Source organism: Psychrobacter sp. Sarcosine-02u-2 (assembly GCF_002836335.1).
Classification (GTDB): domain Bacteria; phylum Pseudomonadota; class Gammaproteobacteria; order Pseudomonadales; family Moraxellaceae; genus Psychrobacter; species Psychrobacter faecalis.
This window is the reverse complement of record NZ_PJBX01000163.1, coordinates 1-24,562: the sequence shown is the minus strand read 5'-3', so window position 1 is coordinate 24,562 and position 24,562 is coordinate 1. Positions and strand designations below refer to the sequence as shown.

General features: G+C 42.6%; 22 protein-coding genes. 11 read left to right on the top strand and 11 right to left on the bottom strand.

Annotated features, from left to right (window positions below):
- Window positions 1–23: 23 nt before the first annotated feature.
- The 4 genes from CXF58_RS08200 to tusD form a co-directional block, all read right to left on the bottom strand.
- The gene (locus CXF58_RS08200; protein ID WP_369811270.1) at window positions 24–380 is read right to left on the bottom strand and encodes a TusE/DsrC/DsvC family sulfur relay protein; all 357 of its coding nucleotides are present in this window, start codon (window positions 378–380) and stop codon (window positions 24–26) included.
- Window positions 377–730: a hypothetical protein gene (locus tag CXF58_RS08195; protein WP_068408717.1), complete on the bottom strand. Its 354-nt coding sequence runs from the start codon at window positions 728–730 to the stop codon at window positions 377–379. Before CXF58_RS08195 ends, CXF58_RS08200 begins: the two co-directional genes overlap by 4 nt.
- Before the next feature lie 86 nt (window positions 731–816).
- Entirely contained in the window at window positions 817–1,140 is a 324-nt protein-coding gene (locus CXF58_RS08190) for a hypothetical protein (RefSeq protein WP_068408719.1), read from the bottom strand.
- A gap of 96 nt (window positions 1,141–1,236) precedes the next feature.
- Window positions 1,237–1,695: a sulfurtransferase complex subunit TusD gene (tusD, locus tag CXF58_RS08185; RefSeq protein WP_068408721.1), complete on the bottom strand. Its 459-nt coding sequence runs from the start codon at window positions 1,693–1,695 to the stop codon at window positions 1,237–1,239.
- A 326-nt stretch (window positions 1,696–2,021) separates the two neighbouring features.
- On the opposite strand from tusD, the gene glnE reads away from it, so the two are divergent.
- The 6 genes from glnE to CXF58_RS08155 all read left to right on the top strand — a co-directional run bounded on the left by glnE (window position 2,022) and on the right by CXF58_RS08155 (window position 10,309).
- Window positions 2,022–4,871: a bifunctional [glutamate--ammonia ligase]-adenylyl-L-tyrosine phosphorylase/[glutamate--ammonia-ligase] adenylyltransferase gene (gene glnE, locus CXF58_RS08180; RefSeq protein ID WP_102077177.1), complete on the top strand. Its 2,850-nt coding sequence runs from the start codon at window positions 2,022–2,024 to the stop codon at window positions 4,869–4,871.
- 305 nt (window positions 4,872–5,176) lie between these two features.
- A complete protein-coding gene (locus CXF58_RS08175) occupies window positions 5,177–6,106 on the top strand; it encodes a branched-chain amino acid transaminase (RefSeq protein WP_102077176.1) in 930 nt (309 codons plus the stop codon).
- Window positions 6,107–6,212: 106 nt separating this feature from the next.
- Window positions 6,213–7,049, top strand: coding sequence for a glycosyl transferase (locus tag CXF58_RS08170; RefSeq protein WP_102077175.1), 837 nt, complete (start codon window positions 6,213–6,215; stop codon window positions 7,047–7,049).
- A gap of 73 nt (window positions 7,050–7,122) precedes the next feature.
- Complete coding sequence (locus tag CXF58_RS08165) at window positions 7,123–7,989, top strand: glycosyltransferase (RefSeq protein ID WP_102077174.1); 867 nt, start codon at window positions 7,123–7,125, stop codon at window positions 7,987–7,989.
- A 65-nt stretch (window positions 7,990–8,054) separates the two neighbouring features.
- Entirely contained in the window at window positions 8,055–9,134 is a 1,080-nt protein-coding gene (locus tag CXF58_RS08160; RefSeq protein WP_102077173.1) for a glycosyltransferase, read from the top strand.
- Window positions 9,135–9,199: 65 nt separating this feature from the next.
- The gene (locus CXF58_RS08155) at window positions 9,200–10,309 is read left to right on the top strand and encodes a glycosyltransferase (protein ID WP_102077172.1); all 1,110 of its coding nucleotides are present in this window, start codon (window positions 9,200–9,202) and stop codon (window positions 10,307–10,309) included.
- Window positions 10,310–10,375: 66 nt separating this feature from the next.
- Here CXF58_RS08155 and CXF58_RS08150 read toward each other — a convergent pair whose 3' ends face one another.
- The 7 genes from CXF58_RS08150 to aspS form a co-directional block, all read right to left on the bottom strand.
- Window positions 10,376–11,143, bottom strand: a complete 768-nt coding sequence (locus CXF58_RS08150; protein ID WP_102077171.1) for a hypothetical protein — start codon at window positions 11,141–11,143, stop codon at window positions 10,376–10,378.
- Window positions 11,144–11,226: 83 nt separating this feature from the next.
- Window positions 11,227–12,240, bottom strand: coding sequence for an NAD-dependent epimerase (locus CXF58_RS08145; protein WP_102077170.1), 1,014 nt, complete (start codon window positions 12,238–12,240; stop codon window positions 11,227–11,229).
- The gene (locus tag CXF58_RS08140; protein WP_102077169.1) at window positions 12,240–13,406 is read right to left on the bottom strand and encodes a nucleotide sugar dehydrogenase; all 1,167 of its coding nucleotides are present in this window, start codon (window positions 13,404–13,406) and stop codon (window positions 12,240–12,242) included. Before CXF58_RS08140 ends, CXF58_RS08145 begins: the two co-directional genes overlap by 1 nt.
- Before the next feature lie 56 nt (window positions 13,407–13,462).
- The gene (locus tag CXF58_RS08135) at window positions 13,463–14,461 is read right to left on the bottom strand and encodes a Stealth CR1 domain-containing protein (RefSeq protein WP_102077168.1); all 999 of its coding nucleotides are present in this window, start codon (window positions 14,459–14,461) and stop codon (window positions 13,463–13,465) included.
- A 16-nt stretch (window positions 14,462–14,477) separates the two neighbouring features.
- Window positions 14,478–15,194 carry a glycosyltransferase gene (locus tag CXF58_RS08130; RefSeq protein ID WP_416375576.1) on the bottom strand — a complete coding sequence of 239 codons (717 nt, stop codon included), beginning with the start codon at window positions 15,192–15,194 and terminating at the stop codon, window positions 14,478–14,480.
- Between the two features lie 170 nt (window positions 15,195–15,364).
- Window positions 15,365–16,291, bottom strand: a complete 927-nt coding sequence (locus CXF58_RS08125) for a lysophospholipid acyltransferase family protein (protein WP_102077166.1) — start codon at window positions 16,289–16,291, stop codon at window positions 15,365–15,367.
- 40 nt (window positions 16,292–16,331) lie between these two features.
- Entirely contained in the window at window positions 16,332–18,158 is a 1,827-nt protein-coding gene (gene aspS, locus CXF58_RS08120; RefSeq protein ID WP_102077192.1) for an aspartate--tRNA ligase, read from the bottom strand.
- Window positions 18,159–18,581: 423 nt separating this feature from the next.
- On the opposite strand from aspS, the gene sohB reads away from it, so the two are divergent.
- The 5 genes from sohB (at window position 18,582) to CXF58_RS08095 (ending at window position 24,495) form a co-directional block, all read left to right on the top strand.
- A complete protein-coding gene (gene sohB / locus CXF58_RS08115; RefSeq protein ID WP_102077165.1) occupies window positions 18,582–19,568 on the top strand; it encodes a protease SohB in 987 nt (328 codons plus the stop codon).
- A 293-nt stretch (window positions 19,569–19,861) separates the two neighbouring features.
- Window positions 19,862–21,112, top strand: coding sequence for an acyl-CoA dehydrogenase family protein (locus CXF58_RS08110; protein ID WP_180952554.1), 1,251 nt, complete (start codon window positions 19,862–19,864; stop codon window positions 21,110–21,112).
- Window positions 21,113–21,252: 140 nt separating this feature from the next.
- Window positions 21,253–22,536 carry a phosphotransferase family protein gene (locus CXF58_RS08105; RefSeq protein WP_102077163.1) on the top strand — a complete coding sequence of 428 codons (1,284 nt, stop codon included), beginning with the start codon at window positions 21,253–21,255 and terminating at the stop codon, window positions 22,534–22,536.
- Window positions 22,537–22,626: 90 nt separating this feature from the next.
- On the top strand, window positions 22,627–23,385 hold the full coding sequence (locus CXF58_RS08100) for a histidine phosphatase family protein (protein ID WP_068408751.1): 759 nt from the start codon (window positions 22,627–22,629) through the stop codon (window positions 23,383–23,385).
- A 240-nt stretch (window positions 23,386–23,625) separates the two neighbouring features.
- Window positions 23,626–24,495 carry an SDR family oxidoreductase gene (locus tag CXF58_RS08095; RefSeq protein ID WP_068408752.1) on the top strand — a complete coding sequence of 290 codons (870 nt, stop codon included), beginning with the start codon at window positions 23,626–23,628 and terminating at the stop codon, window positions 24,493–24,495.
- The last annotated feature ends 67 nt before the right edge of the window (window positions 24,496–24,562 follow it).

Genomic DNA, 24,562 nt, shown 5'->3' with positions numbered 1-24,562 from the left:
ACTTTTTTTATAAACCACGTGTTTTATAAACAATTTGGCGGTTTTGGCAAGCCAGCAAGACGATTGACATGACGGGCAACCAAACCCGTATTAAATAACTGCTGGAGCTTTTGATTGCTGATGTCATGCTCAGGCAAGGTTTGCTGTAGCCATTTAATCAGCGGGCGGGTCGCTGGCGCGTGATTAAATTTGGTAAAAAATGCGCGTACCTGCTGTAAGATGGCTAAATGTTCAGCATTTAAAGTTACATCTAGAGTATTCGCGAGCTGCTGCGCAATCGCAGGCGTCCAAACTGTATGGTCGCATAAATGCCCGTCTTGGTCTAAGTCCACTGCAGTCATCTTCTCAGCAGGTGTAATATCATCTTTAGGATTCATCATAGAGCAATTGTTACCACTTTATCAAAGGTAGCGCCATTCGCATAAGTATTTTGAGTTAAGGCGACCCATTCATCATCGCTCAAAACAGCCGTTAATTTGGCGGATAAATTGAGCTTTGCCGCCGTATTATCATTCAGCTGCGCTACGTCCTCAGCGAGAGCATAAATAGCCGCTACATCTTTTGTTTCAATGTACTCAAGGTCTTCCAAATAAGCATTAAACCAGTCAATAAAAGCGACCGTTGTGCCCAATAATATAATGCTATCACCCGCACGCCACGTCGATGTCATTTGTTCTGTGCTGCGTCTGAGCGTATCCATACTGCTATGTAATTGATATAAAGTTGCCATAATCGTGTCCGCTTACTTACTATATTTGTTGTCATATTAAAATAAATATTAACAATGTAAATTCGTCCTAGCCCAAAAAGTTGCTACTAAAAGACTAAGATCTGGTCAAATTCTTGCGAATTTACCACCTCTGGTATCAAGGTCAGCTGCGTCGCCAAATCTGCCGGTAACATGCCCGCAATCCAACCGCTAAACACATCGTCCGGTAACCAAGCGGCTGGCATATCATATAACTCAAGCGACTGAATCATGCCATGCAAACGTGATTCAGGCTGCATTAAAAAACCAAAGACCGGCGCATCCAAATACAGCTGCACCTCATGACCAAAAGTCGCTAAGGTTAAAGCCAGCGCGCAGCCTTCATAACTTACCATCTCGGTAGGCGTATGCAAGCGAATGAGTAATTTCATGATGTATTCCTAATCTGATTATCGCCAACCACTATTATTCATCTGGTTATTATTAAGTTGGCTGTTTTGACAGCGAGTTGTCATGTAAAACGCTGTTTAAAACTGCAGCAAACGACAGTTACCTTGCATCATCATCGCAAGCTCACTCAGTCCTACCAGCTTAAAACTAGCTGCCAGATTTTCGCTATCTAACTGATGGCGAGTGCTATTTTCGCTATCTGAAATACCGCGGCTAAGCGCCGTACTGACACAAACAGGCAGCGTCAACTGATATTGCTCAGCAAGCTTTTGCCACTCTTGAGTGATATTCATCTGGTCTGCTGACTGCCAGCGCAAGCGATTGGCGGTATTGGCGGCATCGGCATAGAAAAAAATATTCAATGGCGCAGGTACGTTTTCATTATTATCGCTGTTATCGGTCTCATCATTATTGTTCGTGTCATTATTATTTGTATCAGTGTTTGCTAGATAGGTACGCGCATAGCGTAGCGCAAGATATGCCAGCGGATGGCTGGGATCAGCAGTAATTAATAATAGCGGGGTTGTGGTCGTCATAATCGCGGTGTCACTTATGATGAATGAGAATAAAGAAAAAAGCACAGCGTCTCAAGATTTTTAAGACCCAAAGTGTTTAAAACTCAAGATTTCTAGGTTTAGGTTTTAAGTCCTTTTAAGTATTGGCTATTGTAGCATTATTCGCAAAACTTTCTTATGTTCGTCAGTTCTTAGTCAGTAAAGTGCTGTCAGTAGCATGGCTGAGGATTTATGCTACTATAAAAATCCTAAAATAAGATTGTTTATAGCCGCGTTAATATTGTAAAAATAATTTCTGCGATTGATGTGGTTTTTATAGCTTTATGCTGCAAGGAGTTGTCGTCGTTATGCTATCTACCATGCCTAGTAGTACAGGCTTTCAGCCTAGCCCAGAGCAGCTACAAGTGCTACAGACTGCCAGCGAGTTTGCTTATCAGGTTTGGAAAAGTCGAACGGGCGCTTGCCAGACGTTTTTGCGCAGTTATCCATTACAGAGCACGTTAACGCGCCAGCAAATTGATGATTTGATTCAAGATTATACCTTGGATGAGAATTATCAGCTCGCCAATGAAGACAAGGTAATGAGTGGTTTGCGGCATTTGCGTATGCTGCTAATGATGCGCTGGATTTGGCAAGATGCCTTGGCCATGATTGAGCTTGAGCAATTGACCGATGAGCTGTCTGAATTTGCCGATGGCTGCATTTTATTTGCCAAAGACTATACCTATCAGCAGCTGATTGCGCAATATGGGCAGCCGACCTTTATTAATGCGAAGGGGAATGTGCAAGTCGATGATATGGCGATTATGGCAATGGGTAAGCTTGGCGCGCATGAGCTCAATTTATCCAGTGATATCGACCTTATTTTTGTGCATCAGGCGCGCGGTGAAACAGACGGTGACAAAGCAAAAGGCACGCGCAGTATTGATAACAAGCGTTTTATGACCCGGCTTGGACAAGGTATTATTAGACTGCTCGATAATAATACCGCTGATGGTTTTGTGTTTAGGGTTGATATGCGTTTGCGTCCGTGGGGCGATGGCAGTGATTTGGCGATTCATTTATCCGCATTGCAGAAGTACTTTGCCCAGCATGGGCGGGCGTGGGAGCGTTTTGCTTGGCTCAAAGCCCGCGTGGTTGGACACATCGAGCAGCCGTTTTACGATGACATACAAGCGCTGATTAAGCCTTTTGTATTTCGTTATTACGTTGATTATAGTGCTTTTTCAGCCCTCAGAGAGATGAAGTCTCTGATTCAAAATCAAGTCGCTCAGCGCGAAGACTTAGACAATATCAAGCTTGGCGCGGGTGGTATCAGAGACATTGAGTTTATCGTTCAAGCCTTTCAACTGATTTATGGTGGTCGGCATCCGCAGTTACAGGTTAAGTCTTGTTTGGCAGCGATGCAGGCACTGTGTCAACTTGGGTATTTAGAAGAAACTACTTATCAAGAACTGCAGGCAGCTTATCGTTTTTTACGGCGCCTTGAACACGGTATTCAAGCGATTAACGATCAGCAAACGCAGCGCTTACCGCATGACCCAGAGTGGCAGCATAATTTGGCAATGACCCTTGGCTTTGATGATTGGGCTGGGTTATTAGCGACGCTGAATGATCACCGCTATCATGTCAATGTGCCGTTTGAGCGTATGGTTACTGAACGGCAGATACCGGATCAAGACGATGATGAGTTTGAGCCTGAACATCTAAACGAGCAGATTGCGCGCTTAAATGAGGTATTAACTGAAGAAAATCGCGAGCGTTTACAAGGTTTTTGGCAGTCAAAAATGGTCGCCAATTTGAGCGATGAAGCGCGTGAGCGTTTGGATGATGCGTATCCTGTGATTGTCCACGCGCTCCTTGTCCATGAAGAGCAGCAGCAACTTGCTAATATCGCTTTGCCGCGTTTAATAAATTTGCTAGAAGCCATTTGCCGCCGTTCTATTTATTTGGTGATGATTGCAGAAAACCCCAATGCCACCGTTGAGCTGATTCCGATGTTGTCGGCTAGCCCTTGGATTGCAAAAGAGTTGGCGCAGTATCCGGTACTTTTAGACACGTTTTTGCAGCAGCGCTATCGACATCTGCCAGACAAGCTTGAGCTGCGTGATATTTTGCGCCAGCAGTTGTTGCGCGTAGAGCCTAACGATGAAGAAGAACTGCTGAGCGTACTGCGATTGTTTAAAAAGAACCAAGTGCTCGCAGTGGCTGCCAGTGACGTGCTGGCAGAGCGACCAATTATGAAAGTGTCAGACTCACTGACTTATATTGCCGCTGTGGTGTTAGAAGCGGCGCTTGAGCGCGCCTTTGCCGAAATCGTCAAACGTTATGGTTACCCAATTGGTCAAGATGGCGATCCGGTCACTGAAGCGGATTGCGGCTTTGCCATCATTGGTTACGGTAAGCTTGGCGGGCTTGAGTTATCCTATTCATCTGATTTAGACTTGGTGTTTTTGCATAAAATAAAAGAGCAGGGCATGACCACGGGCGAAAAATCGGTCAGTGGCATGAAATTTGCGGCCCGCTTGGCGCAAAAGCTGATGACTTATCTGAATACCCAAACCCGTGACGGCCGCGCTTATGAAGTCGATATGCGCCTGCGTCCCTCGGGCAATGCAGGTATGATGGTGGTTTCTTGTCATGCGTTTGAAACCTATCAGCTTGAGAAAGCGTGGTCTTGGGAGCATCAAGCATTGGTACGGGCGCGAGCTATCTGCGGTGATAAGCGCGTGACCGCCCGTTTTTGTGACATTCGCCGTACCGTTTTGGCGCTACCGCGTACCATTGAGCAAGTCCGTATCGAAGTCACCAGTATGCGTATTAAAATGCAAAAGCATCTGGGCACTAGTCAGCACCAGCAGCAAGCGGGCAAGTTTCACCTTAAGCAAGATGCGGGCGGCATTGTCGATATTGAGTTTCTCGCGCAGTTTGCGGTATTGGCTTATTCGCACGAGCATCCAAGCTTGACCAAATGGAGTGATAACGTGCGTATTTTTGAAGAAGTCGCCGCGCTTGGTATTTGGGAGCTAGAAATTTGCCAAGATTTGACCGATGCGTATTTACGTATCCGCGCTGCCACCCATCAATTGGCACTATCTGAGCAATCGTTACTGGTGGATGAGTCATTATGGACAGAGACGCGAGCACTGGTACAAGCGCAGTGGCAGCATTTGATGGGCGTAGAGTCTGCTGAATAATCCTGCCATAAAACAATGATGCGGCGTTATAAGTTCAATGCAATAAGCGTAGGGCTTTGATAGCCATTGTAACGAATGGTATATGAATAAAAGCCATGCAGTGATAAACTAAAATATTGTATTTGCCTCTCGTGCCGGTGCTATAATCACTGGCACCTTAAATTTGCAGATAGAAAAATTGCATCTGAAATTGCATCTAAAAATAGGCACTCAGTGTCAGCAGGCAATTTTACTTAAAACACTTATTTAACCATTAACACTCAACAAGAAAAGTTAGACGTCAGCGCTAGCATAAGGACTATTAAATGAATATGGCAACACAAGAAGGTAAGCTTTGGATGAATGGCACGATGATTGAACAGCCAGATGCCAAAGTTCATGTGCTTACGCATAGCTTGCATTACGGCATGGCGGTGTTTGAAGGCGTACGTGCTTACCAAACGGCTGACAATCGCACCGCAATTTTTCGCTTAAAAGACCATACCGATCGCCTATTGGGTTCTGCAAAAATCTTTCAAATGAATGTACCATTTGATGCTGCGGCACTTGAGCAAGCGCAAAAAGATGTGGTCAAGCAAAATAACTTGGCAGAAGCCTATATTCGTCCACTTATTTGGGTTGGCGCAGAAAAACTCGGTTTGTCATCGCGTGACAACAGTATTAACGCAATGGTTGCTGCTTGGCACTGGGGCGCATATCTTGGCGAAGACGGTATCAAAAACGGCATCCGTGTAAAAACCTCGTCATTTACGCATCACATGACCAACGTGACCATGTGTAAAGCCAAAGCCTCAAGTAACTATCCTGTGTCTATCATGGCCAACCAAGAAGTTACTCGTAATGGCTATGACGAAGCCATCTTGATGGATCCGCAAGGTTATGTTTGCCAAGGCGCTGGTGAGAACTTATTTTTAGTCAAAGACGGTGTGCTGCATACACCGGACTTGGGTGGTGGTGCGCTTGATGGTATCACGCGTCGTACTATCATTCAGTTTGCTGAAGATTTGGGCATCAAAGTCGTTGAGCGCCGTATCACTCGTGATGAGTTCTATCTAGCAGATGAAATCTTTATGACTGGCACCGCTGCTGAAGTGACACCTATCCGTGAATATGATGATCGTACCATCGGTAATGGTGGCCGTGGCCCATTGACAGAAAAGCTGCAAAGCTTGTACTTCGATGTGGTACATGGTCGCAATGAGCAGTATATGGATTGGTTAAGCTTTATTGACTAATAAAGTCGTTAGTTTAAAGACCAAAAAGGCTGAACATAATTGTTCAGCCTTTTTTTTATGCTAATATAGCCATCATATTTATTCTTAAGATTAAAGTGAGCAGTCCATGCCAATATATTCTAGTACAGCAGATAATAAAAATATCAAACAAATTATTTGTATTAAATGGGGTACAAAGTACGGGGCTGATTATGCCAATAAACTATATGGCATGGTATCGCGTAACATCACGCCACCGTTTCGTTTCGTCTGTTTTACCGATGATACCACCGATGTACGTCCAGAAATCGAATGTCAAGAATTGCCACCATTAGATGTCACCATGCCAACCAACACACTTGGCAAGTGGCCAAAATCACGTTTGTGGGGTGAGACATTAGGTGATTTGACAGGGACAGTATTATTTGTAGATTTGGATGTGATTATAGTAGATAGCCTTGATCCTTTCTTTGAATACGGCGAGCCGGACGATGTTATTTTGTCTTATAACCCAAGTAACCCGCTAGAGCGCCTCGGCCAGACTTCTTGCTTCCGCTTTCAGGTAGGGTCGCTTGTCTCACTACAAGAAAAATTCAAAGCCGACCCGCAAGGCATCGCTGATGAATATCGTTTTGAGCAGCGCTTCGTCACTCGTAATGCGCCAGGTGGTGTCAAGCTGTTTCCTAAGGCATGGGTTGCGCACTTTAGACGCAAATGTCGTCAACCGTTCCCACTTAACTACATCAAAGAGCCAAAGATTCCTAAAGGTGCTCGCATCGTTATTTTCCCTGGCGACTTATATCCTACACATGCGATCGAAGGTAGATATAATAAAAATGCTGCTAACAATGCCAAAGATCACTTAAAAAGATTAACTGAGCCCAAAAATCTAAAAAGACCGCTACGTCACTTGCGTCATTTTATCTTGCCAGTAGGGTGGATCGAAAAGTACTGGAAAGAATAGGTCCCATTATATATTTGAGTATTATCGCATTGCATTAGCAAATATAAATATTAGTCAGTGAACGGATAAAATTATGAATACAGAAGATAGTATTAAAGTCTTTGTTGGTTGCGACCCAAATAACTGTGATCTAGAGCAGATGATGGTATTAGATTATAGTATTCATAAACATACCAGTGTACCCGTTGAGATAGTATGGATGCAGCTGTCACGTGATCCTAATAGCTATTGGTATTCTAATCCTGAGACTGGAGAGGGTTGGAATACCACTAAATGGTCAACGCCTTTTTCAGGCTTTCGCTGGGCAATTCCAGAGTACTGTCAACACTCTGGTCGTGCCATCTACATGGACGCTGATGTCATTATTTTAGATGATTTGGCAAAGCTGTGGCACCATCCTATTGAAGGACAGTCTGTTGTAGCTGCTAAGACTAATGCGGATATGACTCGGTTGTGTACATGCGTATGGGATTGCAAGGCGGCAAAAAACATTGTCCTACCAATTAAAAAACTCAGGAAAGATCCCAAAAGCCATAAAGAAATGATGGCTGTATTCAAAGATAATAATCAGCTCATTGAGCCTTATCAGGATAGTTACAACTGTATAGATGGCGAAAACTTAGCGTTAGAAGATATTAGGATTTTGCATTATTCAGATATGGGTACGCAGTTCAGTCATAAATATTCATTACCTAGAGTCAGTGAAGAAGGTATCGAGCACTGGTTTGACGGTGAAATAATGTCGCACCCGAGGCAGGATTTATCTGAGGTTTTTGATGAATATTATAACGAAGCACTTGCTGCTGGATACGATTTAGACAGTTATAGGGTGGAACCTTTCGGTCATTTTCCTAAAAAATCTCAAGAAGGTTATACCGGTAATAAGGTGACTCGTCCACACGCTTCTAAATCATTTTTTTCGAAGCTATTTAAACGCTAGTTTTTTAATGAAGCAATGATAAGCCTTTCTAAGAAGGTGAAAAATTACTCCATAGGTTATCGTGTATGAAGCAGCATAAAAAAACAGTGTTACTCGTTATTAATTGTCTACAGGGCGGTGGTGCGGAACGTGTCGTATTAACATTGGGGCAAGGGTTTTATGAATTGGGCTATGAAGTACATATTCTAAGATTTAAGCCGTTAGTACAGTATGACTTAAGTCCGAATTTTAACTACCATGTACTTAAGTTTAAGCCGTATAAACTTATACCAGGGGCACAAAGACGTGACCAGATTTTTGCACGTGCTGTTGATAAATACGTGTCGAAAAATATCGGTCAGCCTGATATCATACTGTCCAACTTAGATCGTGCCGATAGTATTCTAAGTAATAGTAAACTGCCTAATATCACTTATATTATTCATAACACAGTATCACTACTCTATAAGTTTAATAAAAATCACGACGCTGAGCAGTTAAAGCAAAGAATGATAGATATATATGCCAAGCATCCTTGTGTGTGCGTCAGTGAAGGCGCTCAAAAAGATTTTGTTAAGAGCTTTGGTCATATTACTCCAACCACTGCCATTCATAATCCAATAGATAAAAACAGTATTCAACAACAAGCCGATGCTTTTGTCCCTGAATACCAAAACTATATTATCCATGTCGGTAGTTTCAAAGATGCCAAGCGTCATGATGTATTGGTAAATGCTTATGCAAAAACAGATCAATCTATGCCTTTACTGCTCTTGGGTCAAGGGAAGCATAAAAGTGAAACAGAGCGACTGGTAACAGAGTTAAGCCTAGAAGACAAAGTAATATTTTTAGGATTTCGTGATAATCCCTTCCCTTATATCAAAAATGCGCAGTTTAAGATACTGACTTCTGACTGGGAGGGTTTTGCTTTAGTTATTGCCGAAGCTCTTGTGCTAGGTACTCCTGTTATCAGTACCAACTGTCCATCAGGCCCAAGTGAATTACTACCAGAACGTAACTTAATGCCGATGGGCGATGTTGATGCCATTGCCGCAAAAATGCAGCAAGCGATGAGTAATCCGCAAGCGTTTCATGCGCCATTCGATGAAGCGCTGCTACCAGCCAAAATAGCAGAAAAATACGTAGAATTTACCCAAAATCTTTAGCTGGCAAAACAGTTGGGCCGCTACATCTCTAAGTCTAAATATTTATTTTTAAGATTACTCAATAAATGATTGATAATACTACAGAAAAAAAAGAAAATTCGAATAGTAAAGAAAAAGTGCTATTGGTTATTAACTGCTTGCAAGGTGGCGGTGCAGAGCGTTCGGTCTTGACGCTGGGACAAGGTTTTCACGAGTTAGGTTATGATGTCCATATTTTACGCTTCAAATCCAAAGTAGCTTATGAGCTTAATGATGATATTACTTATCATCAACTAGACCTAAATGATTATAACTCTATACCTACTAAAAGTCTTAGGTACTGGTATTTTGCAAAAGTATTAGACAGATACGTGCTTAAAGAGATTGGTACTCCAATATTGACGCTAGCGAATTTAGATAAAGCCGATATGGTCTTGCGCCATAGTAGTCTGCCCAATATCGCACACGTAATTAGAAATACTATTTCTAAAAAAATTGAATTGTTTAGAAGCCAAGGCAAAAAAGCAAATGATAAAAGATTAAGCAATATATATTCTCGGCATCCTTGTATATGTATTAGTAAAGGAGTCGAAAAAGACTTTCAAGCTACATTGGGTGTGATGAATACAACGACAATATACAACCCGATTGACCAAAGACAGATTGTGCAATTGGCATCAGAGTTTGAGCCAGAGTTTGACAGTTACATTATTCACGTTGGTAGTTTTAAGACTCAAAAAGCTCATGAAGTATTGATTAGAAGTTATGCAAAGACTCGGAAAACATTGCCACTTCTATTATTGGGTGAAGGTGTATTACTAGCGTCAATGAAAGAGCTGGTTACTTCTTTAGGTTTGGATAACCGTGTACATTTTTTAGGTTTTCAAAAAAATCCATATCCTTATATCCAAAAAGCACAGTTTATGGTTTTGTCATCAGTCTTTGAGGGATTTGGACGGGTTATTGCTGAATCACTGGCTTTAGGGACACCTGTTATCAGTACAGACTGCCCATCGGGTCCAAGTGAGTTGCTACCACCACACAACCTCGTCCCTGTGGGAGATATTGATACATTAGCTAAGAAGATGGATGAAGCAATGGAGAAGGCTGATACATATCAGTCCTCGTTTGACAGAGAGTTATCACCAATTAATATTGCTCAACAATATATAGATTTTATGAGAACTAATGGTTAGACATTACTCGGTTGCAGCCTTGATAAAAGGTGTAGAATGTAGTCGTGTAGTAATATATGAGATAGACTAATCCAACCACCATTTAGACCAATCATCTCTGTGCAACTGCCGTAGAGTAGCAAAAGCACTGTCATTATTCTGCAGTTTTTCAAACACTGCCAGTAACATGGTCGTGGCCAATTTATCAACTTTCTGAAATTTACTATAGCGTTTTCGCATATTTCTCAAGCTATCATCGGTGCCGATACGAAAATAAGTAAGACCATCGTACAGAGGCAAGTCACCAGCATAAAGCATATCGGTTTTTTCAGTTAGCAATGGCATAGATTCAGCATTAGTGGATAACTGCAGAAAGTTTTTGGTTTCATAAGTACGTAAAGTATTCATTAGAGTTACGACATTCATCAAGATAGCTGCTCTATGAGTATTGTTTGAATGATCAATAAACGTATCGCAAGCAGAGACAATCCAGCGCAACGACAGATGTGTCAATAAATAGTCGCTCTCTGCTTCCCACAGTCTTTCAAATTCAGCGAATGTTTTATCTATTTTGTACTTACGGCGCATTAGTATAATAAGCGTGTTGTGATAAAAGCAGAGCTCAGACTCACCAAGCGATTTGTATTTCAAGTTATTCAAATGGTTTTCTAAATCTGTGCTTTTACGCTCATTAGTTAATGCTTCCATATCACACATTGATTCAGTAATGGTTGTTGCTTTCATCTCATCAAAGCTTCTATCATTATAGGTTTTGATAATCTTACCCGCATTCAGTCTTTTTTCGCTTCGAAAGATCAATATCAATTTTCTCTGCCAACTTGAAGGTGTAGCCATGTTATCAAAATCCTTTAAAAATATATAAAGATATTAGCGCCTTAATCTCTATGATATAAGCCTTAAAGAGCGTTGTTATTTGTTTAAACTGAATAATATTGTCTATACCAATCGACAAATTGCTTAATACCATCTTCTATACTAGTCTCCGGTTTAAAGCCAGTATCCTCTATCAATTCATCTATATCGGCGTAAGTAATCGGTACGTCGCCTGCTTGCATGGGCAGTAAATTTTCTTGCGCTTTTTTGCCACAAGCGTCTTCAATGGCAGTAATAAAACGGCGCAAAGTGACAGGCTGATTATTACCAATGTTGTAAATCTTGTAGGGAGCAGCTGCAGTCGTAATAGTAGAATGCTGGGGCGAAGGCGCTTTATTAATTATACGAATAATGCCATTGACGATATCATCAATGTAGGTAAAGTCACGCTGCATATCACCATTATTAAATACATTAATTGGCTCACCAGCTAGAATTTTCTTTGTGAACGAAAAATATGCCATATCAGGTCGACCGTAAGGACCATAAACAGTGAAGAACCTTAACCCTGTCGTAGGGATATTATATAAATGGCTATAGCTATGTGCCATAAGCTCGTTAGATTTTTTGGTGGCGGCATATAGGCTGATAGGAAAATCAACGCAGTCAGACGTTGTGAATGGCTGCTTAATATTCATACCGTAGACAGAACTGGAGCTGGCATAGATCAGATGCTTGATATCATGATGACGGCAGCCTTCAAGTATGTTAACAAAGCCAACCACATTTGAGTCGATATACGCATTAGGGTTTTCGATAGAATAGCGCACACCTGCTTGGGCACCTAAATTAACAACCGTATCAAATTGATAGGTTGCAAAAAGCTCAGACATGGCTTCACGATCAGCCAGATCTAACTTAATAAACGTAAAAACTTCTGAATCTGATATCTCACTTAATATTTTCAACCGCGCTTCTTTTAGATCTACATCATAATAATCATTGATATTATCAATACCAACGATACAGTAATCCCTAGCAGATAGATCTGTTTCTAGTATCGTCTTGATTAAATGAAAACCAATAAAACCTGCCGCACCAGTGACCAGTATTTTCATCAGTCACTCCCAAATAGATCTCGAGTAAACACTTTATCCGCTACGTCCTGTATATCAGTTGATAAACGATTAGCAACGATTACATCGCTCATCGCTTTAAACTCACTCAAATCTTTAATGACGCGCGAATTAAAAAATTCTTTTTCTTCTAGTACTGGCTCATAAACAACGACTTCTATACCTTTGGCTTTAATACGTTTCATAATGCCTTGAATAGCCGAGGCACGAAAATTATCAGACCCACTTTTCATAACCAATCGATAAACGCCAACGATTTTAGGGTTTCTTTGAATGATCTTATCTGCAATAAAGTCTTTACGGGTGCGATTAGAGTCTACAATCGCTCTTATTAAATTACTTGGCACCTCATCATAATTAGCCAATAATTGCTTGGTGTCTTTTGGTAGACAATAGCCGCCGTAGCCAAATGAGGGGTTGTTATAGTGATCGCCGATACGTGGATCTAAGCCCACCCCTTCGATGATTTGCCTAGTAGATAAGCCAAAAGTCTGTGCATAAGTGTCAAGCTCATTAAAGTAGGCCACGCGCATAGCTAGATAAGTGTTAGAAAATAGTTTGATTGCCTCAGCTTCAGTGGGCTTAGTAAATAGTAATGGAACATCCTTTTTTTGCGCGCCTTCGATGAGTAGGTCTGCAAACTGCTGGGCACGTTTGGACTGCTCTCCGACTATGATTCTAGAAGGGAAAAGGTTGTCATGCAAAGCTTGGCCTTCTCTTAGAAATTCAGGAGAAAATATAATACGCTCAGTGCCATAGCGCGCTCTAATACTGAGCGTAAAGCCGACGGGTACGGTCGATTTGATAATGATGAGGGCGTTTTGATTAACGGTGAGTATCTGCTCAATTACAGTTTCGACGCTTGAGGTATTAAAATAGTTGGTTTTGGGGTCATAATCAGTAGGCGTTGCTATAATAATAAAATCAGCATCTTCATAGGCTTGCTTTGCATCAAGAGTTGCACTGAAATTTAGTTTTTTATTTGCCAAGAAGTGTTCGATATCTTTGTCTTCGATAGGGGATTGCTTATTATTTAGCAATTCTACCTTTTCAGCGACAATGTCGACAGCGATAACGTCATGATGCTGCGCTAACAGCATTGCATTCGATAAGCCTACGTAGCCTGTACCTACTACTGCTATTTTCATAAAGTATCCAAGGTCTCTAAGTTAAAGTTGATGCAATATATGGTTGCTCTAAGACGTTAGTTTGCACTCGTTAGTAGCGATGAGGGTAAATATGCCGAAAATTTATTTGTCATAGCGGCTGTAACCTTCTGATAAGAGTCAGAGTTAAGACGGTCTAAGCTTTGAATGCAGCCATACTTATAATCACTATTATCTAAGTTAGATAAAAAACTCTCAACGCTATCTTCGTTCTTCAAGTAATTAACCGCTATATCAGCTCGTAAATGGGCTTGGCTCTTCTGTATTTTGAGATGGTTCATCAGAGTAATAGGGTTCACCTGAGCAACATCTCTAAATTTATACTTTATTTGTGTCTCTAAAAGCTGTGGGTGCTGTAGCAGATAGTTTTTTAAGATCGTTTTATCAACAATATGAGGAAAATGATGAATCTCAAAAAACTGATCCATATCAAGCACTTTTGCACTGAGCATCTGCGCGATGGTATGTCTTGGCTGAATAGACGTACCTAATAGTTTAGATTTAGCTTTACGAAAGTTAAGTTTGGCATTTAAAGCTGCCGTGTTGCGCCAATGACCGTGCAAGATAAGCTTATCTTTCTCTATAAAATCCTCTAGAGTTGCAGACTGGTTAAAGAAAAAATCATCGTTCATATAAATAAAATAATCAGACACATCCGCTATATTCCAAAGCATTGTTTCAATTGAGCGAGTATTGAACGTTGGCAAAAACTGCTCGTAACCCTCAAAAAGCTCTGTATGATCGATGATTTTTATCTTATCACCTGCACAAATTCCTTGCTTAGCGAACTCATCTATAAACTCAGGCTGCTGCCCGTCACTAACAATATAAATATGACGACAAAAAGGTACGTACTTCAAAATAGAAGCAAGGTTGTAATAGATTTCATCATTACTGGCAAAGCGGGTTGAGCTAGTAGCGTCAGAGGCAGCGCTAGAGGTTTTTTGATAGCGCGCTCTTTTTGCTTTGAGCTGTGCATCATCACCGTCCACCCAAGCGATAACAACGTCTATTTGCTTTTTATTCTCTGCTCTCATGGCTTTTCTCATAGATTCACTGCCAATGCTCTTGCAGCCAAGGACTCGGCAAGACACGCCGATACCATTTGCCGCCGCCGCCTTTAATGGCATCTGGCGGATTAATCTCACCATGGAAGATAACGATTTTAGCGCCATTAGGCAGAGTAGGTGCTTTGATAAAGTTAAAGGGCGGCTTTGCCATACATTGGTATTTAAAGCTGACGCACCAGTCTTTGGGCCAATACTCTAAATTATGATGCTCGCGCAAATAGTTGGATAGATAAGCCTGCTCATGGCGTACTTGCGTGCGAATGGTGTCAAAATTACGCTCAAAATTACTAAGCAAGTCAGGATAAGTACCCATGCCAATATTAAAGCGATAGACGGAGCTGTTACCAATCATGCGCCATGGTTTTTTCCAGTCACGGATGATAACCACGCTGTCATCAAACTCCGCCTTATAAGTAAAAAAGCTGTCGATATTATCGACAATAACGATGTCGATATCTAAAAATAGCGCCACGCCTTTTAGATCATACAGCTCAGGCTTAAAGGTTGTAAGCTTTTTCCAGCCGCGTTCAGGTCCCGCTGGCAAATCCATCTCGGGTATCGGGTAGCACTGTACCGCCTCATTAATACCTGTACTATCATCCGTCAAGCAAACCATCTGAAAGTCCAGTGTCAGATGGCGACTGACCATATTATAGAGACGATTGACATACTCAGGACCGTACTTATCGCCCCATTTCATACAGATGATATAGCGTGACTCTGCTAGGTGGGCAGAGTCTTGGTCTTTTAGAGTATGGTTAACGAAGTCAGATGTCATAATTGACTCTTTTTAATAAGATGAAAACATGAAGCTTAGAAGATGCTATATTTGATACCGCTATATTGAGTCTACTATAAAAGATAGCGCAATTAAGTCTTATATCTTTTATCCTTAGCCGATTTTAGAAAGGCTTGTAGCTTGCTACTATCAGCGCGATAAGGATTGCCAAGATTAGGAATGCGTTTAAAGCGGCGATAGCCCCACATATAATGGCTACATTGATCTTCAATCATCTCTTGCATGGCAATATTCAGAGCATGAGTCGCAACTTCTGTGTTGCGATCATAAAGCGCTGGATCATCGAGCTTATAGCAGTAAATATCAAATCCACGATTATCATCACGGCGAATACAAGACAGACCGACTAGGGCGCACTTGGTTTTGCTAGCAAGTTTAGGGGCGAGGGTACTAGTCAAAGTCTTAACGCCAAAAAAAGGCACAACCACGCCGCCTGAAGGCTCAGGAACATGGTCGGGTAAGATAATACTAAAACCGCCTCGTTTAAGCGTTTTAAACACTGCTTTGACACCGCTACCATCTGTAGGCACCAACGTTGCATTGAGACGCGCACGCCCTTGCAGAATAAACTCATTAGCGAATCTGCCGTCTACAGGCTTGTACATAATAGTTGGCGAACCAAACTGATTGAGCCAAGCGTTCATCATCTCCCAAGTACCAAGATGAGGAACGATAGCAAGCATGCCGTTGGGATTGGCTAAGCCTTCTATTAAGATCTCTTGGTTATGCACCTCTCGTATCTGCTCAATGCTCCATTCAGGCGGCATCGCCCAACTCTTGATAGACTCGACGCTACTTAGACACTGATGACGGACGATATCTTTGATAACGGTCTTTTTTTGCTTAGCCGTTAGGGCAGGTTCGATGAGTGCCATATTGATCTTGATCGTACGAACGATACTCAAGTTTGGCAGGCGCATCATTATCCTAGCAGTAATACGTGCCAGCATCTGCAATACAGATAAAGGCACGTATTTGAAGATCTGATACGGATTCATAATGAATCACAGTAATAAGAGATACTCATCACCAGATCAGCTACTGAGCAGGTTTAGTGGTATCTGCTTGAGCTTTTTCACGCAGACGGATACCAAGATCACGCAATTGCTTACCCTCAACAGGAGCTGGAGCTTGAGTCAATGGATCTTCAGCAGTCTTGGTTTTTGGGAAGGCGATCACGTCACGGATAGAGCTTGCGCCGACCATTAGCATAATGAGGCGATCCAAACCAAATGCTAAACCACCATGCGGAGGCGCACCGAATTTTAGAGCATCAAGTAAGAAGCTAAATTTCTCTTCGGCCTCAGCCTCATCGATACCTAGCGCTTCAAATACCGCTTTTTGCATCTCAAGGGTATTGATACGTAAGCTACCACCGCCGATTTCAGTACCATTTAACACCATATCATAAGCGATAGAAAGCGCTGATTCAGGATTGGTTTTTAATTCTTCAACTGAGCCTTTTGGCTTAGTAAACGGATGGTGCATTGACGTCCAGCGGCCATCATCCGTTTCTTCAAACATTGGGAAGTCAGTCACCCAAAGAGGCGCCCATTCACAGGTCAGCATCTCTAAGTCTAGACCAATTTTTTGACGTAGTGCGCCGATGGCATCGTTGACGATACTGGCTTTATCAGCACCGAAGAAGATAATATCATTACTCTCGGCACCCGTACGCTCAATCAAGCTCGCTAGGATGTCATCGGTCATGTTTTTAATGATAGGCGACTGTAGACCAGATTCTTTATCCACGCCGTTGTTGATGTTACTGGCGTCGTTGACTTTAATATAAGCCAAACCACGTGCACCATAAATGCTCACAAACTTGGTATAAGCATCGATTTGCTTACGGCTGAGCGCAGCGCCACCAGGAATACGTAGAGCAGCAACGCGGCCCTTAGGATCGTTGGCAGGACCGGCAAAGACTTTAAAATCAACGTCTTTCATTAAATCAGCAACGTCGACCAATTTTAATGGAATACGTAGGTCAGGCTTGTCTGAGGCATAGTCACGCATCGCTTCAGCGTAAGTCATACGCGGGAAGTCTTCAAACTCCACATTCATCATGGTTTTAAATAGATGCTTAATCAAACCTTCGTTGATATTCATGATTTCTTCTTCATTTAAGAAAGAAGTCTCAATATCGACTTGGGTAAATTCTGGCTGACGGTCAGCACGTAAGTCTTCGTCACGGAAACACTTAGCGATTTGATAATAACGATCAAATCCTGACACCATCAATAACTGTTTAAATAGCTGTGGTGACTGCGGCAAAGCAAAGAAGTTACCCGGGCGAGTGCGTGAAGGCACTAGATAATCCCGTGCGCCTTCTGGTGTGGCACGAGTCAAGATAGGGGTTTCAACGTCTAAGAAACCATGGTCATCTAGATAACGACGAATGGCTGAGGTGGCTTTAGCACGGAAAACCATACGCTCTTGCATTTGCGGACGACGCATATCAAGGTAGCGATATTTTAAACGCAGATCTTCTGATACCGTGGTTTTCTCATCATTTAATGGGAAAGGCGGGGTTTCAGATTTTGCCAATACTTCAATCTCTTTACCCAATAGCTCAATCTGACCACTGGTCATATTAGCGTTTTCAGTGCCTTCGTAACGACGGCGAACGCGACCGGTAATTTTTAAAACATATTCAGGACGTACCGCATCAGCAGTCGCGAATGCTTCTGGCGTATCAGGGTCAACGACAACTTGTAAGATGCCTGCGCGGTCACGCATGTCTAAGAAAATCACACCACCGTGATCGCGACGACGATGTACCCAGCCTACGATGCTAATGGTTTGCTCAAGTAAGCTTTCGGTTACAGCGCCGCAATATTCGTCTCGGTATTCGCTATGCGTCATAGTGCTTTGCGTCATAATATAATTATCCAGTTGTCAGCCCAATTCGAAATACAATAATGCAGCCGCTAGCGTGTAATATAAGCGCCGTGCCTTTGAGTATTTAGCCAAAAAAGCACGAATAACGCGATATAAGACAAATGGTCATCACGTTGGCTGCAGAAAATTTGATGTAAACGCATATTATGCCTAATCTGCCTTTGTTATACAACCTGTGGCTTCCAATCAGTAGTGTTCAAACGAAGGGCAGGGACGTATCAGTAGAGGTGGTATTTATGCAGTAGTATTTGTCTTAGGTTAAATATTGTCATTTTGCTTGAAAATGCTAGTCACTGTGCGCATATCAAGCTAACTTATTAAACCGTATTAAAACCCCTTCAATTATCTATTAAAATTATTTATTTCAACTATCAAGGAATCCTGCTCATGCTTTTTCATCCTTCTAAAAATCCTGTTGAGCTAAGAGTTATCCATCTCAATAAAAGCCAAGAGCAACGTCGTGAAGATCTGATGGAGGCAACGCAAGGTAAAGCGGCGCTTAAACAACTTAAAAAAACCATGGCGAAAAAAGCCAAGCAAGCATTAAAAGTAAAAAATAAGAGTAAAAACAAAAAGAATAATAGCGATGAGAAGCAGCAAGTTTTTGTGCTTGATTTTGATGGTGATATCAAAGCCACAGCGGTGAAGCATTTACGCGAAGAAATCAGCACACTCATCAGTACCGCTAATAAAGGCGATGAAGTCGTCGTACGCTTAGAGTCGGGCGGCGGTTTGGTTCATGGTTATGGCTTGGCAGCGGCACAATTAGCACGTTTAAAAGACGCCGGTCTAAAGCTTACCGTCTGTGTCGATAAAGTCGCGGCCAGTGGCGGTTATATGATGGCTTGTGTCGCCGACAATATCGTTGCCGCACCCTTTGCGATAATTGGTTCAATCGGTGTGGTCTCGCAATTACCAAACTTCCATAAATGGCTCAAAAATCATGACGTTGATTACGAGATGTTCACCGCAGGCGACTATAAGCGCACCGTGACCGTGTTTGGTGAAAATGACGCCGAAGACCGCGCTAAATATCAAGAAGAGCTGGAGCAGACGCACGAGTTATTCAAGCACTTCGTTAATACCTATCGTCCAACACTGGATGTCGCTAAAGTTGCCACTGGTGAGCATTGGTATGGGGAAGATGCGCTAAAACTTAACTTAATTGATAGCTTGCAAACCTCAGACAGCTACATTTTAGAGCGTATGGAAAATAATGAAGTGTATGCGCTGCATTCACGTCAAAAGCCCACGCTTGCCGAAAAATTGGGTTTATCACAAGCTGCAGAAGCCACACTCAGCATGGCGATTGATAAGCTACCAGATGCATTGGCACGTTTTGATTTAGACTCTCGCTTGAATACCCTAAAATAAGTTTAAATATCATTAGGTTGCTTGATAGTTAGCGTTTTAACATTCCAATACTGAATCGTGCATTGTTTGTATTTTGTAAAAGGCGTGTCCTAGCGGGTCGCGCCTTTTTTGCTGTTTAATCGCAAATGCTGTGTTATAAATGGGGCAGATAAAACAGAGTATACGTACGTACACTATAAAATCTCATTAATCTTTTTATGCAATCTCAACACATAGAATTTTGATGTGAATTTCATAAAAGCCATTAATCATCAGTAAAGAAAAGGATGTCAACTATGTCTACCGACACATTAATGTTTACCGCCAGCGAACATGGTCAAGCCATGCATGCCAAAGTCAAAGAGTTTATCGAAACCCAAATCGAGCCAATAGAAGCACAGTTTTGGGCGGACTGTCATGCGCAAAACCCTGATGGTAATTGGAAAAATTGGCGCTGGCCAGAAAAGTACGAGAGCCTACGTAAACAAGCGCGTGAAGCGGGTTTATGGAATTTATTTTTACCTGATGATAAGCTTGGGGCTGGGCTGTCGGTTACTGATTATGCACCGATTGCCGAGCTCACCGGTCGCAGTTTGCTCGCGCCTTATGTCTTTAATTGTAATGCCCCTGATAGCGGAAATATGGAGCTGTTATGGCGTTATGGTTCACAGGAGCAGCAAGATAAATGGCTAACGCCGATATTAGAAGGTAAAACGCGTTCGGTATTTTGTATGACTGAGCCTGATGTGGCGTCAAGTGATGCAACCAATATGCAAGCGACTGCTGTCGTCGATGGCGATGAGATTGTTATCGATGGTAGCAAGTGGTGGTCATCGGGTCTTGGCGACCCTGCCGTCGATGTTTTGATTGTCATGGCTTATACTCCTGATGAGGATAAAGACCGTCACCATCAGCATTCGATGGTCTTGGTGCCAGCAAACACCGCAGGCGTTAACATCGAACGTATGTTAAAGGTATTTGGTGATTACGATGCGCCGCACGGTCATGGCGAAGTCCGCTTTAATAATGTGCGTGTGCCAGTCGATAACTTTATCGGTGGACCTGGTATGGGCTTTGAGATTGCGCAAGGTCGCCTAGGACCAGGTCGTATTCACCATTGCATGCGCTGTATTGGTGCTGCCGAAAAGTCTCTTGAGCTCGCGGTTAAGCGCGGTATGCAGCGTACCGCGTTTGGTAAGCCTCTGCTACAATTAGGCGGTAACTTTGAGCGTATCGCTGACGCCCGTATCAAAATTGACCAAGCGCGTTTATTGACACTATACGCGGCGCAAAAAATGGACGCGAAGGGGACCAAAGCGGCATTGACTGAAATCTCTGCCATTAAAGTCGTTGCACCGACTGTCTTGCAAGAAGTGGTTGATATGGCGATTCAAATTCACGGTGGCATGGGTGTTTGTCAAGATACGATGTTGCCTGCTTTCTTTGCACAAGCTCGCGCACTACGTTTAGCCGATGGTCCTGATGAAGTACATAAAACCATGATTGCCAAATTAGAATTAAAACGCCAAGGTTTTAGCCGCTCGTCTAAACCTCCTAAATCTTAAAAAGTCGGCTACATTGTCATTTAAATTATATGACCAAAAATTCACTATCGATGATTTGATAGTGAATTTTTAACTCTTAAGCTTTTATAAACAACAAATAACTGGTAAAAAATAAACGACCACACGATAAGGAATGTCTTATGGCAACTGAACATCATGCCAACCATACTGATGCTGACAATCAAACCGTTAATAAAGTTTTAGATAAAGGCGGCGAAGTGCGCGAGGGCGAAGAGCTTGACGCCAAAGCGGTCAGCGACTGGCTACGCGAGCAAGGCGTTGATATAAAAGGCGAGCCAACGGTGACACAATTCTCAGGTGGCGCTTCAAACTGGACTTACCGGCTGCAATATGAAGGCGAAGGTGACGGCCAAGATTTGATTTTACGCCGTCCGCCAAAAGGCACCAAAGCCAAATCGGCACATGATATGGTGCGCGAATATACCGTGCAAAAAGCTTTAAAAGATGCTTATCCCTATGTACCAAAAATGGTCGCGCTGTGTACTGATGAAGACGTTATTGGCGCAGACTTTTATGTCATGGAGCGAATGGAAGGTATCATTCCGCGGGCTAATTTGCCAAAAGGCGTCGATTTAAACGAAGCGCAAACACGCGAGTTATGTACCAATGTCATCGACGCTTTGATTGAGTTGCATGAAGTCGATTATACCAAGCACCCTGATTTGGTAAATCTTGGTCGCGGCGAAGGTTATTGTGAGCGTCAAGTGACGGGCTGGGATAAGCGTTATGTCAAAGCCAAAACGCCCAATGTGCCAAGCTTTGCTTTGGTAAGACAATGGCTTGGCAAGCACACGCCTGCCGATAGTAAAACTTGTGTTATCCATAATGATTGGCGCTTTGATAATGTGATTTTGGCGGCTGATGATCCGACCAAGGTCATCGGTGTGCTCGATTGGGAAATGGCTACCTTAGGCGACCCTTTGATGGATTTGGGTAGCGCTTTAGCGTATTGGATTGAAGAAGATGACAACATCATCATGCAGCAATCTCGCCTTCAGCCAACGCATTTAAAAGGCATGATGACCCGTGATGAAGTGGTAACCTATTATCTTAAAAAGACGGGCCTTAAGATAGACAACTGGACGTTTTATGAAGTGTTTGGACTATTTCGCCTAGCCGGTATCGTGCAGCAGATTTATTATCGTTATTATAATAAACAAACCAGCAATCCAGCTTTTAAGAACTTTTGGATTATCGTCCATGTCTTACATGCTAAATGTCTCAAGCTGATTGCTCAGTATGAAGGCGAGGCTTTATTTATAAGCCACGTGCAACCGCATCTGCAAGATATAGGCGTCGATGCGGCGATGGTCGAGCAACTACCAAGTCCGATTCAAACGGTTATCAAGGGCATTTTACCAAAAAGCTATTTTGGACAAAGTAATTCTAAAGCTAAAGAATAAACGCTTTAAACGCATAGTAAATGCACAAATTTATAGCCGTTGATTCAATCTAAAAAATTTAAAAAAGTACGATTAATAAGGCAATGTTTTATGACAACCATACTTTTAGCGCGTCATGGTCAAGCGTCATTTGGGCAAGAAGATTACGACCAGCTCTCAGAGCTTGGTAGTATGCAGGCGCAAATGCTGGGTCAGCATTATGCAACGACCCAGCGCCGAATCGATGCGATTTTTAGCGGTAGTTTGGTTAGGCAGCAAGATTCTGCGCGCCATTTTTGGCAAAGTTATCAGTCATCTTTTGGCGAGAGTAACGAAAAACCAAGCGTAACTGCCATCAATCTAGATGAGCCTGATAGCTATGTACTGCCGCAGTTTGATGAGTTTAATCATAAAGATGTACTGATAAAATCTAATCCTGCTTTTGCTAGCCGTGTGGGAATTGCTGCTGAGATTGCTAAAGCAGAGGTGCCAGTCACACGGCTGGCAGAGTTGTTTGACGACGCGATGCAGCGTTGGCATGCGGGCGAAAACGACAGTGATTATATCGAAAGCTGGCTACAGTTTAATGAGCGCGCCAAGCAAGCGCTTGAGCAAGTACGTCAACAAGTTGCCAATTTGCAGTTAGGCGTTGACAGTACGGTTTTGGTGTTTACCTCGGGTGGTATTATCGCTGCGATCACTGCGCAGTTATTACAGCAGGGCAGCTCAACAGCCTATCAAATCAATAAAAGTTTGGTCAACACTGGCGTGACATCGCTGACGCTTAAAAATGAACGGAGTCGCCTGTTGTCTTTGAACGAATACAGTCATTTATTTGCTGAGGGCAAACGCTTTGTGACTTGGCGCTAAAAAACAAAGATCAAAGTCTTAAAGCCAGTTAATTAAAAACATCGTGAAGCGGTTACTGTAACTAGGTAGCCGTTTTTTATGGTTTTAAAATCAATCATTACAGGGTGAAAGTAGTTTGATTCTATGCTGCTTTAGGTTGCTTGCGTGTTTGCTTTAGGCTATAACTGCTAAACTTACTCTGTAGATTTACGTTACGATAGACAGTCGACGTCATTTATATGAATACCAATAGGATGGTTTATGAAAAATAAATTAATAAACTTAGTGACCAGTAGCGCTAACCACCATAAAAATCAGTTATTTAGTGCCATTCAGCCAGCGCGTTATCTGAAAGGTTTAAATAAGCAACAGGTTGGCCGCGGTAAAACGGTTTTAATCACTGGCGCAAGCTCAGGGTTAGGCGAGGGTATGGCAAGACTCTTTGCAAAACTTGGTTATAATCTTGCCATTTGCGCCCGCCGTACTGATCGTTTAGAAAATTTAAAAACCGAGCTATCGGCGCAGTATCCTGATATCCGTATTGAATACCGTGTCTTGGATGTCAGTGATTACGATGCGATATTCGAGGTGTTTGATGGGTTCGCAGCGGATTTTGGTCATATTGATCGCGTGGTGGTCAATGCCGGCGTCGGTGATAGCCGCCGGATTGGCAAAGGGCGCTTTGATACCAATCGCAAAACCGTCGAGATTAACTTCATCTCAGCGCTTGCTCAATGTGAAGCGGCGATGAATATTTTCCGAGCTCAAAATAGCGGTCATCTGGTGGTGATATCTAGTATGTCAGCGATGCGCGGCTTGCCTAAGCATTTGACCGCTTATGGCGCAAGTAAAGCGGGTTTAGCACATCTTGCAGAAGGTATCCGTGCCGATATGCTATTGACCAAATTGCCGATTAAGGTATCGACCATTTATCCAGGTTATGTGCGCACCGAAATCAATGAAAATGCCAAACCTTTACCGTTTGAAGTAGATGCAGAAACAGGCACCAAAGCGATCGTTGCTGCGATTGAGGCAGAAGTAGACGAAGCTTGCGTGCCAAGCCTGCCATGGTCGATTGTCGGTCAAGCGATGAAGCATTTGCCATTACAAGTGGTTAATAGAGTCAGCTGACAGCGGTTGTGTTGTTATTAATTTTAACCCCAGTTCGGGATAAGGGCTCAAAAAAAGAAAAAAAAAG

Excerpts from the sequence above, each read along its gene's own strand:
- CXF58_RS08175 (WP_102077176.1), top strand. The coding sequence starts at position 5,177 with ATGAATATGGCAACACAAGAAGGTAAGCTTTGGATGAATGGCACGATG.
- CXF58_RS08155 (WP_102077172.1), top strand. The coding sequence starts at position 9,200 with ATGATTGATAATACTACAGAAAAAAAAGAAAATTCGAATAGTAAAGAA.
- CXF58_RS08145 (WP_102077170.1), bottom strand. The coding sequence starts at position 12,240 with ATGAAAATACTGGTCACTGGTGCGGCAGGTTTTATTGGTTTTCATTTA.
- CXF58_RS08110 (WP_180952554.1), top strand. The coding sequence starts at position 19,862 with ATGTTTACCGCCAGCGAACATGGTCAAGCCATGCATGCCAAAGTCAAA.
- CXF58_RS08135 (WP_102077168.1), bottom strand. The coding sequence starts at position 14,461 with ATGAGAGCAGAGAATAAAAAGCAAATAGACGTTGTTATCGCTTGGGTG.
- glnE (WP_102077177.1), top strand. The coding sequence starts at position 2,022 with ATGCTATCTACCATGCCTAGTAGTACAGGCTTTCAGCCTAGCCCAGAG.
- CXF58_RS08140 (WP_102077169.1), bottom strand. The coding sequence starts at position 13,406 with ATGAAAATAGCAGTAGTAGGTACAGGCTACGTAGGCTTATCGAATGCA.
- CXF58_RS08095 (WP_068408752.1), top strand. The coding sequence starts at position 23,626 with ATGAAAAATAAATTAATAAACTTAGTGACCAGTAGCGCTAACCACCAT.
- CXF58_RS08130 (WP_416375576.1), bottom strand. The coding sequence starts at position 15,194 with ATGAAATGGGGCGATAAGTACGGTCCTGAGTATGTCAATCGTCTCTAT.
- tusD (WP_068408721.1), bottom strand. The coding sequence starts at position 1,695 with ATGACGACCACAACCCCGCTATTATTAATTACTGCTGATCCCAGCCAT.
- CXF58_RS08170 (WP_102077175.1), top strand. The coding sequence starts at position 6,213 with ATGCCAATATATTCTAGTACAGCAGATAATAAAAATATCAAACAAATT.
- CXF58_RS08200 (WP_369811270.1), bottom strand. The coding sequence starts at position 380 with ATGATGAATCCTAAAGATGATATTACACCTGCTGAGAAGATGACTGCA.
- CXF58_RS08150 (WP_102077171.1), bottom strand. The coding sequence starts at position 11,143 with ATGGCTACACCTTCAAGTTGGCAGAGAAAATTGATATTGATCTTTCGA.
- CXF58_RS08160 (WP_102077173.1), top strand. The coding sequence starts at position 8,055 with ATGAAGCAGCATAAAAAAACAGTGTTACTCGTTATTAATTGTCTACAG.
- CXF58_RS08195 (WP_068408717.1), bottom strand. The coding sequence starts at position 730 with ATGGCAACTTTATATCAATTACATAGCAGTATGGATACGCTCAGACGC.
- CXF58_RS08190 (WP_068408719.1), bottom strand. The coding sequence starts at position 1,140 with ATGAAATTACTCATTCGCTTGCATACGCCTACCGAGATGGTAAGTTAT.
- CXF58_RS08165 (WP_102077174.1), top strand. The coding sequence starts at position 7,123 with ATGAATACAGAAGATAGTATTAAAGTCTTTGTTGGTTGCGACCCAAAT.
- aspS (WP_102077192.1), bottom strand. The coding sequence starts at position 18,158 with ATGACGCATAGCGAATACCGAGACGAATATTGCGGCGCTGTAACCGAA.
- CXF58_RS08100 (WP_068408751.1), top strand. The coding sequence starts at position 22,627 with ATGACAACCATACTTTTAGCGCGTCATGGTCAAGCGTCATTTGGGCAA.
- CXF58_RS08125 (WP_102077166.1), bottom strand. The coding sequence starts at position 16,291 with ATGAATCCGTATCAGATCTTCAAATACGTGCCTTTATCTGTATTGCAG.
- sohB (WP_102077165.1), top strand. The coding sequence starts at position 18,582 with ATGCTTTTTCATCCTTCTAAAAATCCTGTTGAGCTAAGAGTTATCCAT.
- CXF58_RS08105 (WP_102077163.1), top strand. The coding sequence starts at position 21,253 with ATGGCAACTGAACATCATGCCAACCATACTGATGCTGACAATCAAACC.